Below are 15,229 nucleotides of genomic sequence, written 5' to 3' on the forward strand. Positions count from 1 at the left end.
CGCACAAGGTTTGCGTAAGGCAGTCCTATTATTCTGCCGGTCTCCTCAAATTGTCAAGTGATCAGGCTCCCGATCAACATCCACCAGAACAGGGCGAACGTCGCCAACAGAGGAAGGAGGGTCCAGAACAGCTCCCAACTACGTCGAATCTCAAATGCAGCCAGCGCTTGCATAACAGGCGCACGACTCGACGAGCGAAACCAGCGCATCGTCGTCCAGAACAGATTCAACTGGATGAGCAGGAACAGCGCCAGGGTGATGACCGCCAGCCACCACAAGACAGGTTGAAGCGCCGGCGTTGCAAACGCTATTTTGGGCAAGGACGCTGCCAACGCCGGCGCATAACTTGCCGCGAGCCATGCGATTGTGACCAACAGTAATGATAAGGTGACGACAAAGCTGATCAATTGACGCATGTTCGAGTCAGTCGAGCGATCAAACGCCCAAGATGTGCAATTAAAAAGCGTGTCGATTTTAACAAAGCTGAACAGACGTGTCAAAGCCACTCGCTCGCCGCCGACGGAATCGATGGAACGCATTTGCTCTATTTTTGACCTTGACGCCACGGACAATCAGCGTTAAAATGAGGCCGTAAATTAGATTGGTTCTAAATATAAATTCGACTGAATCTAAATTTAAAGCAGACAACGCCATGACGACAACGTCGGACTCTACGAAAAAAACAACGAGCGCTCCTGCGGAAAAATATCGCCGCTACCTGCAGATGCTGAAAAAGGCGGGACTGCGCCTCACGCCGCAACGCATGGCAATTTGCGCGTATTTGGCCCACACCGAGCGACACCCATCGGCTTACCAGGTGTATGAGGAATTAGCGGCGACCCACCCGGGCATCAGCCGCGCCACGGTCTACAACACGCTCAACACGCTGCGGGAGCTGGGGGCGATTGTGGAGTTGAGCTTCGGTTCAGACCACACGCACTACGAAACCAACACCCAGCCTCACGTCAACCTGATCTGTCTGCGTTGCCATAAGATCATCGACTATTATGGCGACCCCGGCGTGGATGCGTTGATGGAGCGGGTGCGCCAGGAGACCGGCTTTCAGAGCGTCGCCGTCAAGCTAGACCTGGTTGGCTTTTGCGCAGAATGTCGCCTGCAGCGTCTCGACGAGATTCGCGCCATGCTCAAAACTGCAGCGCAAGATAAATTCCCACAAACAAGGAACTCGAAAGAGGAAATTGTATGACTACTTCAACTGTCGAAACCTCGGCGTCCTATCCGGTCGCGGTCTCGAGCGCGAAGCCTGAATGGCGCACGTGGACTTTCTGGAAGGAAAACTATGAGTTCATCCTGGCGTTCATCACGTTAGTCGCACTGTTGACGGGCTGGCTGGGCGGAGAAGTGATCCACTGGCTGCCCGAATGGAGCATCGCCATTTTGGCGCTGATTGCGTTTGTCGCCGGCGGCTACTCCGGTTTTCTGGGCGTCTGGGAGCAGGCGCGACGGGGGAAATTCGATATCGACTTTTTGATGCTGGCCGCCGCGCTCGGCGCTGCCTTAATCGGCGAATGGACCGAGGGCGCGCTGTTGCTCTTTCTCTTCACGCTGAGCGGCGCGCTGGAGACCTACGCCATGGGGCGGACGCGCAAAGCCATCGAGGCGCTCGGAAAGCTGCGTCCAGAGACTGCGCTTGTGCGGCGCGGCGATGCGGAGTTCGTCGCGCCGGTCGAACAGCTGGAGATCGGGGATGTCGTCGTGGTCAAACCCGGCGAACGTCTGCCGATCGACGGCGTTGTCATCCGCGGTTCGAGCAGCGTCGATCAAAGCGCCATCACCGGCGAGAGCATTCCTGTGACCAAACGACCCGGCGATCAGGTCTTTGCAGGTTCGATCAACGGCGGCGGCGCCCTGGAAGTGGAAGTGACCAAACTGGCCGCCGAAAGCACGCTGAGCCGCATTATCAAACTCGTGCAGGAGGCGCGCGAGGACGCTACGCCGACCCAGAAGTTTATCGACCGTTTCAGCCAGCCCTACACCTACGCAGTCATCGGCGCTACGGCGCTGGCCATTGCACTCCCTGTCCTTTTTATCAACGAGCCGTTCGACGCGACGCTCTATCGCGCCATGACCCTGCTGGTTGTCGCCAGCCCCTGCGCGTTGATCATCAGCACGCCGGCCAGCGCACTGAGCGCCATCGCAGCCGCCGCGCGCAACGGCGTACTCTTCAAAGGCGGCGCCTATCTGGAGCTGCTCGCCAACACCGACGCCATGGCTTTTGACAAGACCGGAACCCTGACCACGGGGAAACCGGTCGTGACCAACGTTCATCCGCTCACCGGTCACACCGTCGAAAATCTGCTGCGCATGGCCGCCAGCGCCGAGACGTTGAGCGAGCATCACGTCGGCAAAGCCATCGTGGAAAAGGCGTTGTCGATGGGGCTTGAACTGGAGAAGCCGATCGACTTCAAGGCGATTCCCGGCGAAGGCGTCTGGGCGTGCTTCGCCCGCGCCGACCATGTAGAGACGATCTACATCGGCAACGATCGCCTGTTCATGAACCAGCATATGGATCTTTCGCCGGCGATTCGGATGATCGGCGCCGCCCTGCAACGACAAGGCAAGACGGTGATGCTGGTGGTGCGGCGCAGCACGGTCGCCGACACGTTAGGAAAGGACCGCGACTGGGAGGTGATGGGTTACATCGCCGTCGCCGACGAACTGCGACCGGAAGCGGCCGAGGCCATCCGCCAGTTGCGCCGCAGCGGCGTCAAGCGCATCGTCATGATGACCGGCGACAACCGCGCCGCCGCCCAATACATCGCCCAACAGGCGGGCATCGACGAGGTGCACGCAGAGTTGCTGCCGGAGCAAAAGCTCGAGCTTGTCAAACGGCTGCGCGAGGAAAACACCGTGGCGATGGTTGGCGACGGCGTAAACGATGCGCCGGCGCTGGCGACAGCCCACGTCGGCGTCGCCATGGGGGCGGGCGGCACCGACGTGGCGCTCGAAACTGCAGACGTGGTGTTGATGTCGAGCGATCTTTTGAAGTTGCCTTTCGCCTTGCAACTGAGCCGTCGCGCCGCTCGCATCATTCGGCAAAACGTCATCTTCTCAATCGGCGTGATCGTGATGCTGGTGACGGCGACCATTGTGCTGCCGATGTTTGTTGCAGACTTCGTGCTGCCGTTGCCGCTCGGCGTCGTAGGTCATGAAGGCAGCACGCTCATCGTGGTCGCCAACGGTCTGCGCCTGCTGCGCATGCGCGCTTCCTGATTTATCTGCCGGGAAGCTTTACGGAACTGGACAAATGATTCCGGCGCCTCGTGGACGCAGCCCCCGTAGCTGCGCCTGCTCGAATCCTCTGAAGTCCTGAGGGTTTGCCGCGTAGGTGCGGTTGAGAGCCGCACCTACGCCGATCGCCGAATGATTTTGTCGAAAACCATGAGGCTTCCTGGCCAGTGGATGCTCAGAAAGCCCCGTTTCTCAGAAACCCCAGCACTTCCTCATCGCCGGGTGTGAGGCTCACCGATTCGCCAGCCGATAGACGAAGACGCCATCCTCGGCGCTGTTCACCCAGAGCAACGAAGGGTTCGATTCGGTCAGCAGCAGCCCCGACAGATGCAATTCATCGAAGGAGGTTCCGGTCACTTTCTTCCACGCCGCGTCGGCGCCTGGCTTGGTGTACAGGCCGCGAAGCGTGGCGAGATAGAGCGCGCCGTCGTTGGAATAGGTGATGGCGTTCAGCGCCGGTGCGCGGAGGGCGGTGAACTCACGTAGGCCGCGGTTGTACAACGTCCAGTTGACGCCGTAGTCCGACGTCGTCCACACGCCCTGGGCGGTCACCACCCAGATTAGACCGGCCTGCATCTGATGGGCGACGATCGCGCGCGGCGCTTCGAGCGCCGTGGCGGGATCGACCAGGTTCACCCAGGTCTCTCCTTCATCGTCGGAGAAAGCGACGACGCCGTTGCCGCTTCTGTCCACGCCGATGGCGTACAGCTGGCGCCAGTGCGGGATCGATGCAGTCTCGTCATCTTCCTCGGTCAGCGCCGCAGCCGCCATCCCGATCACGCGATGCGTAAGCCATAGCTGCCCCGCCGCATTGTCCGGCTTTTCCTGCCAGCTTCGGCCGCCATCCATGCTCAGGTACAACATGTGGCAGTCCGCTGCAAAGAGACGCATCGGGTCTGTGGGGTCGATCAGCAACGGACGTAGATTGATGGCCATCGGCAGCTCGCGCCAGGTGACGCCGCCGTCGGTGGAGCGGAAGAAGGGCTGGTTCGCTGCACGAGGGTTGCGGCAGTCGACGCCTGCGCCGCTATACAACACGTCAGGATCGGCGCTGCTCATCAAAAAGTCCTCCACCGGCGCAGCGGTGGTCACCAGCGACCACAGGCGTCCGTCGTGATCGGAGCGGTAGAGGTAACCGTTCTCGGTGAAGGCGTAAATAGTCGGGCTGAGTCGATCGCCGATCACCTTTTTGATGATGTGGGGATAGATCGTGGCCTGATCCTTCAGGAACGTCAGCGCCGGTGGCGTGGGTCGAGGAGGACGCGGCACCGTTCCCGGCGGCGTCGGCACTGTTCCTGGCGGCGTTGGCACCGTTCCCGGCGGTGGACTGGTGAAAGCGAGGAATCCTGTAGCGTCACTCGACCCGTCGGCCAGCCATCCATCCAACGAGCCGGCGGATGCACCCAGGGCGACGGAAAAGGCCGCCGACGGAATCACCACCAGCGCCAACAGCAGCGCAGGCAGCAACACGAATGTTCGCAACAAAAAACGCATGGAAAACCTCCTATACAGTTCGAGAAATGCGCAGGCGCGTCCCTGCAGCGATCGATAGCGGATCCGGCGCCGTCATCCGCAGAATCGATGGGATGTTCGCTATAGATGACGCAAAATGCCGGGGAAAGTAACGCATGGCTTGGCGCGTCCGCATCGATGCGACAAATTGTTTGACAAACATCCTATAAGCCTCTACCATTTTCTTTGATCGATAAAAGCTGGACAGAAGGGGCGTATCAACGAAGGCCTGAAACCAATGGCGATTTTAGAAATTGTGACAGTGAACGATCCGGACCACGAGGTGCTGTTCAAAAATGCGCAGCGCGTGCGCGACTTTGGACCTCGTTTGCACAAACTGCTGGATGACATGATCGAGACCATGCGCGCTGCGCCCGGCGTCGGGCTGGCGGCGCCCCAGGTCGGCGTCAGTCTGCGCGTCGCCGTGATCGAGTATCCAGAAGATGAAGACGATCCTGAAAACACCAAGCGTCTTTACGAGATCGTCAATCCGGAGATTATCAAGAAGCGCGGCGCTGAAGTCGGCCAGGAAGGGTGCCTCAGCATTCCGGGGCTGGCCGCAGATGTGGAGCGGGCGACGCAGGTGGTCGTCCGGGCGCAGGATCGATTTGGGAAAGAGATTCGCATTAAAGCCTATGGCTGGCTGGCCCGCATTTTTCAACACGAGATCGATCATCTTGCCGGGACGCTCATGACCGATCGGGCGCTGCAAGTGTACAGGCTGGTGAAGAATGCAGACGGCGAGATCGACGCCGTTCCTCTGGAGCAGATTCCAGATTTTAAGTCTCTTCTCAATCCGGTTGGAAAGTAGGTGCGGACCCCAGCCGCACGTTCTCGATGGGATCGGGTAGGCCCTCACCCTCTGGCCCCCTCTCCCAATGCTGGGAGAGGGGGGAAGGAAGCCCCGTAGGTGCGGCTCGCAGCCGCACGTTCTTGATTGCCCACAAAACCTTGGGGAATGTGAGGAAGCGCAGCTACGAGCTGCGCCTACGCGAAGGCTCCGGTTTCATCGTAGGTGCGGACCCCAGCCGCACGTTCTCGATGGGATCGGGTAGGCCCCTCACCCCCTAGCCCCCTCTCCCAATGCTGGGAGAGGGGGAGAAGGAAGCCCCGTAGGTGCGGCTCGCAGCCGCACGTTCTTGATTGCCCACAAGGTCTTGGGGGATTGAAAGATGCGCAGCTACGAGCTGCGCCTACGGGGCGCCGGAATCATTTGTAAAATTCCGTTCATCTCGCCGGACGGCCGCATTCCACGAGCAAATTTTCATCTCACGGCGGAACTCCTAAGAGATTGAAAAGAGGCGGGAAATTTCCCCGCCTCTTTTCATGCCATGTTGAATTGTCCAAACGGCGCTTCCGACGCCGTCGTATGAGCCGCTGCTACGGGGCGGCGGGCGCCTCGACGACCGGCAGATCGGCTGGCGCGTTCTCCACCAGCTGGGCGAAAATCCAGGCGCCGTTGTCCAGTCGATACCACGAGCCGTCTGCATTGCGCCCCACCAGCAGAATCTCTTGTCCTTCGACGGCGCCCCCGACGATGGGGAACTCGGTGGAAGGCCCCTGTCGCAGATTGGCCGCCGTAATCACTCGCGCCGGGGCGGCTGTCGGCGCCGTTGGCGCAGGCGTCGGCGTCGGAAGGAGCGCCAGCAGATTCACCGCGCCGGACGCACTCTCGCTCGACGGCGCAGCAGGAGGCTGAGTTGCGTCCTGTTGCCCGGCTTGCGCTGCGGCGGCGGATGCGGCGTCCGCCCCTCCGACCGGCGCTGTAGAGGGGACGGAGGATTGCGGTTGTGCGTCCGGATTCGTCGCCCCGCTGCTCTCGGCGGGATTGTTTTCCACAACCGGCTGCGGCGCAATGAGGTTGGTGGGAAGCGCCGGCGGCGTCATTTGGGTGGCGGTGGGTGCAGGCTGTGCAATCCGCTCCTCTTGCCACGCTGCGATTTGTTGTTGGACCCCTGTGAAAGCGTCGACGATGGCGCCCCCGAACTGGGTGGCCGCCCACCATAGCGCAGCGACCAGGGCGACGACGGCAAGCACAGCCGCCACCGGCGCCAGGTTGATGCGCCGCGGAGGCTCCAGCTCATCTTCTTCATCGTGAAGGGCGACGTCCTTGGGGCGATAGTCCACCGGGCGTTCCGGCGGCAAGGTGGAGCCGGCGCTGGTGTCGGCCAACACCGCCGCCAACGATTCGTCTGCGATCGCGCGACGACGCTCGATCATTTCGTTCGGATCCAGGCCGAGATACGTCGAATAATTGCGCAGAAAGCCGCGACCGACCACCTCGCCCGGCAGCAAGTCCCATTCATCCGACTCGAGGGCGGCCAGATATTTCTGTCGGATACGCGTCGCCACCTCCACTTCGGCGAGCGTGACGCCCATCGCCTCGCGGCGCTCGCGCAAAATCGCTCCGATCGAGAGGGCGGCGGGTTGAACGCCGCTGCGAACACCCTTGCTGCGATCTGGCTTCATCGTTCCATCTACGGTTGCAGGTCTTCGTGCATTGTGCGTCAGCATATCCGCTGGATCATCGGCTGCGTACTCGATCGCATTCACATCCGTGCGCGTGGACATAAGCTTCCTTCCACTTGTGGCGGGTCAGGCGTCGTTGGGTTTGATGGCCCTGAAACGACCGACTCAGGGCAAGTCTAGCCTGCCGCCTATCCTTTGTCAATTCACCCGGTGCACAAGGTTGCACACAGGCGAGGATATAACGCCGGATGGGTTGCGATGGTTCCTCCCTTTCACGGATGAGACAGAAGATGATCGACGGCTTCCGTCAATTCTCCCAGCGTCGCCGCCATCAGGACATTGGTGCAGAAGGGCGCATACTGGAGCATGTCGCTGTCGCCTGTTCCCCACAGCATGGGCGGCTCCGGATTGATCCAGATCATGCGCCGCGCGCGCCGCGCCAGCATCTGGAAGATGTCCAGGGCAGGATCGTTGTAGTTGTTGCGGCCGTCGCCCACCATGATGAAGGTGGTGCGTTGATCGACCGTGTCCAGATAATGGCTGGCGAACTGTTTCAAGGCAAAGCCGAGATCGGTGCTGTAGTAGCCGGGCGGCATGCGTTGGAGCACGCCGGCGATCGCCTCGTTGGCCTCTTTGGCGGCGAAGTCGGGCGAGATGTACTCCAGATGGTCGATGAAGGCGAAGGCGTGCGTCTTGGTGATCAGGTCTTGAAGGGCATAGACCAGGCTCAGCATGAGCTCTGAGCAGTGGCGCATCGAGGTGCTGATGTCGCAGATCACGACCAGCTTGGGCTTGAGGCGATGATCGCGATGTTTGATTTCCATCGGCACGCCGGCGTTTTTCAAGTTGGCGCGCAGGGTGGCCTTGGCGTCGAGCTGGCCGGTTTTGGCGCGCTTCTGACGCAGGGCGATGCGGCTGCGCAGTCGATTGGCTAACCGACGCACTTCGCGACGCAGCAGATCCATCTCGCGGTCGGAGAGAGCGCGGAACGGACGGTCCATCAGCTCGTCGAGGTTCGCCTCGTCCGGCTCCGCCTCGCTCATGTTCTCGGCGATCTTCTGGCCCGCAAAGCGGCTGATCTGTTCTTCGAGCGCCTTCTGATTGGCCTGAATGAGCTGCCGCATCTGTTCGAGTCGCTGCTTGTTCATGCCCATCTTGGCGAGCAACTCCATAATCTCGCGCAGCGCCTCCTGCACTTCTTTGAAGCGCAGGGCGCGCATCATGCGCTGGGCATACCAGTCTCGGTAGCGCATGTCCTGGGCGCGGTTCAAGCCGGTGATCTGCGCCAGCTGGTCAAGCTCCTGCTGGCTGAGCTGCTCCCCGCGCAGCAGTTTTTCCAACATCTGGCGCAACTGCTCGCCGAACTGCCGCAGCAACTGCGCCAACATCTGCGCCTCTTCCGGCGTCATCTCCTGCGTCACGTCAAAGGTGGGGGTGTGGGGATCGGCGCTGTCGAAGAAGAGCGGGAAGAGTTCATCGAAGACCGGCAGGCAGCCGGCGTCTTTGACCAGCGTGGCGCGCAGGCTGAGACGAAATTGCTCGCGATCCTGGACGCCGATCTTATCCACAGCCTGGAACGCATCGGCGCTTTCCGCCAGGCTGATGCGCACTCCACTCGCCCGCAGCGCAGAGATGAAGCGAATTATTCTTTCGTCCATCGGCTCCTCCGTAGCTCCACTAGTTTCGCCAGCGCATAGGACGGTCGTCGTCCTCCAGGCTGGGGCCTTTCTCCGTCACCTCGAGGCGTCGTTTCACCTTCTGGAGATCGCTTTCATGTTTGAGCAGCACGCTGAGCGTGTTTTCGAGCACCTCGCGATCGAGCCGTTTGGCGTTGAGCGCCACCAACGACCGCGCCCAGTCGAGCGTCTCGGAGATGCTGGGCGACTTGCGCAGGTCGAGGTTGCGCAGCCGATGCACGAGCTCGACCGCCTGCTGCGCCAGCTTGGGCGCCAGCTCCGGCACCTTCAAGTTCACGACAGCCAGCTCCTGCTCCACCGACGGATAGCCGATGAAGAGGTAGAGGCAGCGGCGCTTGAGCGCCTCGCTCAGCTCGCGCGTGTTGTTGCTGGTGAGCAAGACGATCGGATGGTGCACGGCGGAAAGCGTGCCCAGCTCCGGCACCGTAACCTGAAAATCGCTGAGCACTTCCAGGAGAAACGCCTCGAATTCGGCGTCGGCGCGGTCGATCTCGTCGATCAGCAGCACCGTCGGCTTCTCGCTGAGAATGGCGCGCAGCAGTGGCCGCTGCAGCAGGAACCGCATCGAGAAGAAGACGTCCTCCTCCTCGGCTAGCCGGTCGGCGGCCTGCGCCAGCGTCGCAGCGCCGGCCAGCGTGTCTTGCAGCTTGTCGCGCAACAACTGTGTATAGAGGAGCTGCTTGGCGTACTCCCATTCATAGAGGGCTTTGGTCTCGTCCAACCCCTCATAGCATTGGAGACGAATCAACTCGCGGCCGGTGGCGCCGGCGATGCTCTTCGCCAGCTCCGTCTTGCCGACGCCCGCCGGCCCTTCGCAAAGCAGCGGCTTGCCGAGCTGGGTGGTCAAAAATACGGTGGTGGCGATCTCATCGCTGGCGATGTACTGCTGACGACCGAGCGCCTCTTTGACCTGGCTTGGGGATGAAAATATGTCGTTCACAGGAACTCCTCTGGGACGCAACCCAAATGTCCGCATGCGGACAGACCATAGCGATGCACTATTCAGTGTACATGAAACGGAGAATGCTGTAAATGAAGTTTCGTACAATTGGGGTGGGCCGCTCGGCGCATCCGTTCCGTTGGGGGCGCCAGCGTTCGCCGCGCCGATGCATACCCCGATTGCCTGAAGGGTGCAGAGCTGGGCGACAGGTTAGAGCGTGTTATGAATTTTGAGTCATAAAAGGAATAAAGCGTTGCGCCATCAAAATCGCAAAGGTCACGAAATGTAGTCCAGCCAGTGTTTTGTCCAGGCACTCGTCATCCTGCACCAGCCGCCGGCAGCGAGCCATCCAGGCGAAGTTGCGTTCGACGACCCAGCGCCGAGGCAGCAAGATAAAACCACGCTTGGCGGTGAGGAGTTTGACGACTTCAAGGCGCAACCCGTACCCCGCTGCCTGTTCCTCTGTATAGCCCGGGTCAACAAAGGTCACCTTGACGGCGTCTCCGGTGGCGGCCTGCACCTGTTTGGCCAGCGCCGCCACCTGCGCCCAATCCTGCTCGTTGGCAGGCGTGACGAGCCACCTAAAGTGCATAACGACTTCTAGACGTCAAGACGACGTAGAGTCGCCCCGCGACGCAGCGCATTTTTCACTCGGATGACCTCTGATCCTTCTCTACCCTTTCAAGGCGGCCGGCTCGCCCAGCAACTGACAAACGCGCTGCAGGAAGGCGGCGGCCGGCGCGCCGTCGATAATGCGGTGGTCGACGGTCAAACTTAGGTTCATCATCCATCGCCAGAGGAGGCCTTGCGCGCTGCGCGCCAACTGTTCATAGAGCCGGCCAACGCCCAGGATTGCGGACTCCGGCGGATTCAAGATCGGCGTGAAGATGTCGACGCCGTACATGCCCAGGTTGGTCACGGTGAAGACGCCGCCGCTCATTTCGGCTTCCGTCAGTTGACCGCGGCGCGCCCGCTCACTCAACTTCCGAATCTCGGCGCTCAACGCAGGAAGCGAAAGCGCATCGGCGTTGCGCACGACGGGAACGACCAGCCCATCCTCCAGCGCCACGGCCACGCCGATGTGAATCTCTGTCAGGCGCTCGACGGCGTCTTCCGCCCAACACACCGTCATGGAAGGATGTTGCCGCAGCGCCAGCGCCACAGCGCGCACGATCAGATCGGTGTAAGTGACGTCAAGAGCAGGTTTCCACGTTTCTCGCGCCTCCACCAAGGCAGTGACGTCCGCCTGCATGGTCATGGTGAGTTGGGCCGTGCTGTGAAGACTTTCCATCATGCGACGAGCGATGGCGCGGCGCATTGGGGTGAGCGGTTGGCGCACGACCTGCGGCGCAGCGGTTGGCGTCTGCACCGTGCGCGCTTCGATCGCCGCCTGCACATCTTGCTCCACAATGCGCCCTCCCGGCCCGCTGCCTCGCAAGGTCGAGAGATCGACGTCGTGTTCACGCGCCATGCGTTTCGCAATCGGCGTGGCCCGCACCTCTTGAGGTGGAGAGACGGTGAGCGGCTGTGCAGGGGGTGTTGCGTCGCTTCGCAACTGAGCAACGCGTCGGACATCCTCTTCGGTGATGCGCTCCCCGTTGGCAGGGATCACGTGCGCCAGCTCGACCCCTAACTCTCGAGCCAGCCGACGCGCCGCCGGCGATGCAGGGAATGTTGAGGCTGCAGGCGCCGCTGTCTGCGCTGCCTCTGTCGACGGGGCGGCGCTCGGCGCTTCCTCAATGCGTGCAGCCTCATCGGACAACAGCAGGATCGCCAGCCTCTGCCCCTGGCGTATCACCGCGTCGCGCGGGGCGAGAATTTGTAGAAGACTCCCGTCGACCGGCGACTCCACCTCGGTGCTCACCTTATCGAACTGCACTTCTAACAAAGGCTCGCCCTTGCGAACCGGCGCGCCTTCACGCTTGAACCAGGCGACCACGATGCCTTCCTCGGCCTTGCTCCCGATGGGAGGAAGCGTCAACTCGTAGGGCATCGGCTCACCCCATCATGCTGCGCACGGTCGCGGCAATTCGCTCGGCGCTCGGCAACACAAACTGTTCGAGCGGGCGACTGTACGGAATGGGCACGTCGGGCACCGCCAGGCGACGGATCGGTGCATCGAGATAGTCGAGCGCCTCCTCGGCGACGATCGCAGCGATCTCTCCTGTCATGCCGAAACTGTGATAATCCTCATCCACGACCAGCAAGCGATGGGTCTTCTTGACCGAATTCACCACCGCCTCCTTGTCGAGCGGCACCAGCGTGCGCAGGTCGATCACCTCCGCCTCGACACCCTCTTTCGCCAGCTCTTCAGCGGCGTCCAGAGCGCGATGCACCATCATCGCCAGGCTGACGATGGTCACATCTTTGCCCGTGCGTTTGACGTCGGCCTGGCCAAAAGGAATTGTATAGGGCGCTTCAGGCACCGGCGTCACCGAACGAGGGTGATATTTCATCCAGCCCAGGCCCATCAAACCTTTGTGGAAGAAATACATGACAGGGTTGTCGTCGCGGATCGCCGAGATCATCAGCCCTTTGGCGTCGTAGGCGGTGGAGGGCACGACGATTTTCAACCCAGGCACATGGGCGAACAGACCATACAGACACTGGGAGTGTTGCGCAGCGTCGTTGTACCCGCCGCCGATGGCGGTTGTGAGCACGACAGGGTAGCGCGCATGGCCGCCGGACATGTAGGTGTTCTTGGCCAGATGGTTGTAGATTTGATCCATGCAGACGCCGAAGAAATCCACGAACATCAGCTCGACGATCGGGCGCATTCCTTCAGCCGCGGCTCCGGTGGCGGCCCCGATGAACGCCGTCTCGGAAATCGGCGTGTCCATCACCCGCTCGGGGCCATATTTGTCGTACAACCCTTGCGTGGCGCCAAAGATGCCGCCATAGACGCCGACGTCCTCGCCCATCACAAAAACGCGTTCGTCGCGCTCCATCTCCTGATCGATCGCCTCGGCGATCGCCTTGGCCATCGTCAATTCTCGTTCGTTTGTCATCGTTGCATCTCCCTGTCGTTTCAAGATACAAACACATCTTCGAGCGCGCTTTCCGGCGCAGGATAGGGACTCTGACGCGCAAATGCGAAGGCGGCGTCGACGTCCGCCTTCGCGGCCTCACGCGCAGCATCCAGGTCGGACTGAGTCGCAAAGCCCTGTTCCAACAGTTGCTTTCCGAATCGCAGGATCGGATCGTTGGCGCGCAAGGTCGGCACCTCGTCCTTGGGACGATACAGCTCCGGATCGCCCTGAAAGTGGCCGTAGAGGCGGTCGGTCTTCACCTCGATCAGGCTGGGGCCTTCGCCCCGTCGGGCGCGCTGCACCGCCTCTCCGACGACCTCGTAGACGGCCAACACGTCGTTTTCGTCTACGCGCACACCGGGAATGCCGTAGCCCGCTGCGCGCTGGCTGTTGTCGGGAATGGCGGTGGACTGGCGTTTGGAGACCGAGATCGCCCACGAGTTGTCCTCGATGATGAAGATCACCGGCAGCTTCCAGAGCGCAGCCAGATTCAGCGCTTCATGGAACGATCCTTGATTCGCCGCGCCTTCGCCGGCGAAGGCGACCGCCACCCAGTCCTTGCCCATCTTTTTGGCGGCGAGCGCGGCGCCGCAGGCGGGTGGGAAGCTGGCGCCGACGATGCCGCTGCAGCTGAACTTGTGTTCGACGTCGAAGAGATGCATGTGGCCGCCCTTCCCCTTGCCGAGGCCGGTCGCTTTGCCAAAGATCTCGGCGGCCAGCTTGTTTAGCTCGATGCCTTTGGCAATGGCAAAGTGATGCGGCCGATGCGTGCCGACAACGGTGTCCTCCTTGCGCAAATGCATGCACGCGCCGACGGCGACCGGCTCCTGTCCGGCGGCGAGATGCATCTCGCCCGGCACAGGTCCAGAGCCAATGTCAAACGCAGGCGTCTTTCCTTCCATGTAGGCGGCTGCCATCTCATCTTCAAAATGACGGATGGTCCACATCTGCCGATACATGGTCAGCAGTTGCTCTTTGGTCAGGTTCATTTTCATCCTCCACTTCTGAACATAGGGCCCATTTCACGAAGATCGCGATGCCTTCCCGTCGGTGGGGAGGGATTCACGGATAAAGGCGCCCACAGCAGCCGCATAGCTCAACGTCCGTCGAATCTCGATGACGCGCGGCCCAGAGGCGGTCACGCACAGTTCGATCGGCTCACCCGCCTTCAGCGTGACCTTGCGTTCGCCGTCGAGTGCAATGAGGGCGGGAGCGCAGTCCACCACGACGATGCGCTCTCCCAGCCGCACGCGGCGGTGCGCCGCCACCTTCACCGCATGGATCACGCCGGGCGCAACCGGCGCCAAGACTTCGCAGCCGCCCTCGCCCATCTCAACGTACAGGCCTTCGTCCGCGGCGAGCGGCGTCGCCTCCAAATAGCCGCCGATAGCCGAGAGGCCGATGTTCCAGGGTTCGGCGCGGGTGAACAAAGCCATTTTCACCTCGTCGAGGCGCCACACTGCGCGCGAGGCAATGAACCGTTCTCGATAAACGACGGCGTCGACCAGAGCGATCTCTTCGAGCGTTCCTCCGCGCCACAGATCGATGCGCTTGGTGGAAGTCGTCGCTACTTCCAGAGGAACCACACCCATGGCCGTCAGCCCGGCGGCAAGGCCGGCAAGCGTGCCTTCGACCATGACCGGAAACGCGTTGTTGGTGCCGGTGGAGATCGGCATCAGGGGGATGGCGCCGCACGCCTTTGCGACGGCGCGGTTGGTGCCATCGCCGCCAAGCGTGATCAGCGTGCGCGCGCCGGCTTCGACCATGCGGGCGGCGGCCTCGACGGAGTCGCCTTCCTCAAAGCGAGGCGACATTTCGACAAATCGCACCTCCAGATTGAGGCGCAGGGCGTCGAGCGCCTTCCGACCGATGCCGTAGGCGTCCGGCATGATCCAGGCCTTCCTCACGCCCACCGCCTCCAGCCCCATGAGGACGCGGCGCACGATGTTGACCTTCTCGTTATTGTCGAAGACCGATGCGTGCGCCACCAGACGGCGAATGTCACGACCGGCCGCTGGATTGGCAATGATGCCAACGACCGTCATGTCTTTAAACTTTCTTTATCAGGCCCGGCGCCGGGCAGCATCGCTGCGCTCAACGATGACCGGGCGGTTCAATTGCGTAGTGCGGATGCGGGAATTTTTTCATTGTAATGATGGCAAAAGGGGATTGTCAAATCTGGAAAGAGATATAAAAACGGGATGGCGCCTGAATCTATTACTGCCGCCCACGAAGCAACCTTTGAAGCGCATCGACCTGATTAACCTTGACTACACCTAATAAGAGACCTAATAGGAGGGACCTAACATGAGGAATCTAACATAAGGGCA

The 15,229-nt window shown here is 61.3% G+C and carries 12 protein-coding genes and 1 pseudogene; 3 read left to right on the forward strand and 10 right to left on the reverse strand.

Translation table 11 applies throughout. The features are described from left to right. Positions 1–53 precede the first annotated feature (53 nt). Complete coding sequence (locus Q0367_RS00655; RefSeq protein ID WP_298980616.1) at positions 54–539, reverse strand: hypothetical protein; 486 nt, start codon at positions 537–539, stop codon at positions 54–56. Positions 540–652: 113 nt separating this feature from the next. On the opposite strand from Q0367_RS00655, the gene Q0367_RS00660 reads away from it, so the two are divergent. Further along, the gene (locus Q0367_RS00660) at positions 653–1,207 is read left to right on the forward strand and encodes a Fur family transcriptional regulator (protein ID WP_297639520.1); all 555 of its coding nucleotides are present in this window, start codon (positions 653–655) and stop codon (positions 1,205–1,207) included. Continuing rightward, entirely contained in the window at positions 1,204–3,234 is a 2,031-nt protein-coding gene (locus tag Q0367_RS00665; RefSeq protein WP_298980617.1) for a heavy metal translocating P-type ATPase, read from the forward strand. The genes Q0367_RS00660 and Q0367_RS00665 overlap by 4 nt, the downstream gene beginning before the upstream one ends. A gap of 249 nt (positions 3,235–3,483) precedes the next feature. On the opposite strand, the gene Q0367_RS00670 is transcribed toward Q0367_RS00665, so the two are convergent. Beyond that, a complete protein-coding gene (locus Q0367_RS00670; protein ID WP_298980618.1) occupies positions 3,484–4,746 on the reverse strand; it encodes a hypothetical protein in 1,263 nt (420 codons plus the stop codon). Between the two features lie 256 nt (positions 4,747–5,002). Between Q0367_RS00670 and def the strand changes: the two genes are divergently transcribed. After that, the gene (gene def / locus Q0367_RS00675) at positions 5,003–5,575 is read left to right on the forward strand and encodes a peptide deformylase (RefSeq protein ID WP_297639530.1); all 573 of its coding nucleotides are present in this window, start codon (positions 5,003–5,005) and stop codon (positions 5,573–5,575) included. A gap of 569 nt (positions 5,576–6,144) precedes the next feature. On the opposite strand, the gene Q0367_RS00680 is transcribed toward def, so the two are convergent. From Q0367_RS00680 to Q0367_RS00715, 8 genes and pseudogenes are all read right to left on the reverse strand, one after another. Then, positions 6,145–7,335 carry a helix-turn-helix domain-containing protein gene (locus Q0367_RS00680; RefSeq protein ID WP_298980619.1) on the reverse strand — a complete coding sequence of 397 codons (1,191 nt, stop codon included), beginning with the start codon at positions 7,333–7,335 and terminating at the stop codon, positions 6,145–6,147. 170 nt (positions 7,336–7,505) lie between these two features. After that, on the reverse strand, positions 7,506–8,891 hold the full coding sequence (locus Q0367_RS00685; RefSeq protein ID WP_298980620.1) for a VWA domain-containing protein: 1,386 nt from the start codon (positions 8,889–8,891) through the stop codon (positions 7,506–7,508). A 19-nt stretch (positions 8,892–8,910) separates the two neighbouring features. Then, the gene (locus tag Q0367_RS00690; RefSeq protein WP_363325818.1) at positions 8,911–9,861 is read right to left on the reverse strand and encodes a MoxR family ATPase; all 951 of its coding nucleotides are present in this window, start codon (positions 9,859–9,861) and stop codon (positions 8,911–8,913) included. Between the two features lie 229 nt (positions 9,862–10,090). Further along, positions 10,091–10,444: pseudogene (locus Q0367_RS21010) on the reverse strand (transposase); the annotation flags it as partial. Positions 10,445–10,543: 99 nt separating this feature from the next. Beyond that, positions 10,544–11,863: a 2-oxo acid dehydrogenase subunit E2 gene (locus Q0367_RS00700; RefSeq protein ID WP_298980622.1), complete on the reverse strand. Its 1,320-nt coding sequence runs from the start codon at positions 11,861–11,863 to the stop codon at positions 10,544–10,546. Positions 11,864–11,867: 4 nt separating this feature from the next. Continuing rightward, entirely contained in the window at positions 11,868–12,878 is a 1,011-nt protein-coding gene (locus Q0367_RS00705) for an alpha-ketoacid dehydrogenase subunit beta (protein WP_298980623.1), read from the reverse strand. 20 nt (positions 12,879–12,898) lie between these two features. Further along, entirely contained in the window at positions 12,899–13,888 is a 990-nt protein-coding gene (locus tag Q0367_RS00710; protein ID WP_297639550.1) for a thiamine pyrophosphate-dependent dehydrogenase E1 component subunit alpha, read from the reverse strand. A 33-nt stretch (positions 13,889–13,921) separates the two neighbouring features. Then, positions 13,922–14,944, reverse strand: a complete 1,023-nt coding sequence (locus tag Q0367_RS00715; protein ID WP_297639553.1) for an ATP-NAD kinase family protein — start codon at positions 14,942–14,944, stop codon at positions 13,922–13,924. Positions 14,945–15,229 lie beyond the last annotated feature (285 nt).

The organism is uncultured Caldilinea sp. (assembly GCF_937128415.1).
In the GTDB taxonomy this organism is placed as follows: Bacteria; Chloroflexota; Anaerolineae; order Caldilineales; family Caldilineaceae; genus Caldilinea.

Excerpts from the sequence above, each read along its gene's own strand:
- Q0367_RS00655 (WP_298980616.1), bottom strand. The coding sequence starts at position 539 with ATGCGTTCCATCGATTCCGTCGGCGGCGAGCGAGTGGCTTTGACACGT.
- Q0367_RS00660 (WP_297639520.1), top strand. The coding sequence starts at position 653 with ATGACGACAACGTCGGACTCTACGAAAAAAACAACGAGCGCTCCTGCG.
- Q0367_RS00665 (WP_298980617.1), top strand. The coding sequence starts at position 1,204 with ATGACTACTTCAACTGTCGAAACCTCGGCGTCCTATCCGGTCGCGGTC.
- Q0367_RS00670 (WP_298980618.1), bottom strand. The coding sequence starts at position 4,746 with ATGCGTTTTTTGTTGCGAACATTCGTGTTGCTGCCTGCGCTGCTGTTG.
- def (WP_297639530.1), top strand. The coding sequence starts at position 5,003 with ATGGCGATTTTAGAAATTGTGACAGTGAACGATCCGGACCACGAGGTG.
- Q0367_RS00680 (WP_298980619.1), bottom strand. The coding sequence starts at position 7,335 with ATGTCCACGCGCACGGATGTGAATGCGATCGAGTACGCAGCCGATGAT.
- Q0367_RS00685 (WP_298980620.1), bottom strand. The coding sequence starts at position 8,891 with ATGGACGAAAGAATAATTCGCTTCATCTCTGCGCTGCGGGCGAGTGGA.
- Q0367_RS00700 (WP_298980622.1), bottom strand. The coding sequence starts at position 11,863 with ATGCCCTACGAGTTGACGCTTCCTCCCATCGGGAGCAAGGCCGAGGAA.
- Q0367_RS00705 (WP_298980623.1), bottom strand. The coding sequence starts at position 12,878 with ATGACAAACGAACGAGAATTGACGATGGCCAAGGCGATCGCCGAGGCG.
- Q0367_RS00710 (WP_297639550.1), bottom strand. The coding sequence starts at position 13,888 with ATGAACCTGACCAAAGAGCAACTGCTGACCATGTATCGGCAGATGTGG.
- Q0367_RS00715 (WP_297639553.1), bottom strand. The coding sequence starts at position 14,944 with ATGACGGTCGTTGGCATCATTGCCAATCCAGCGGCCGGTCGTGACATT.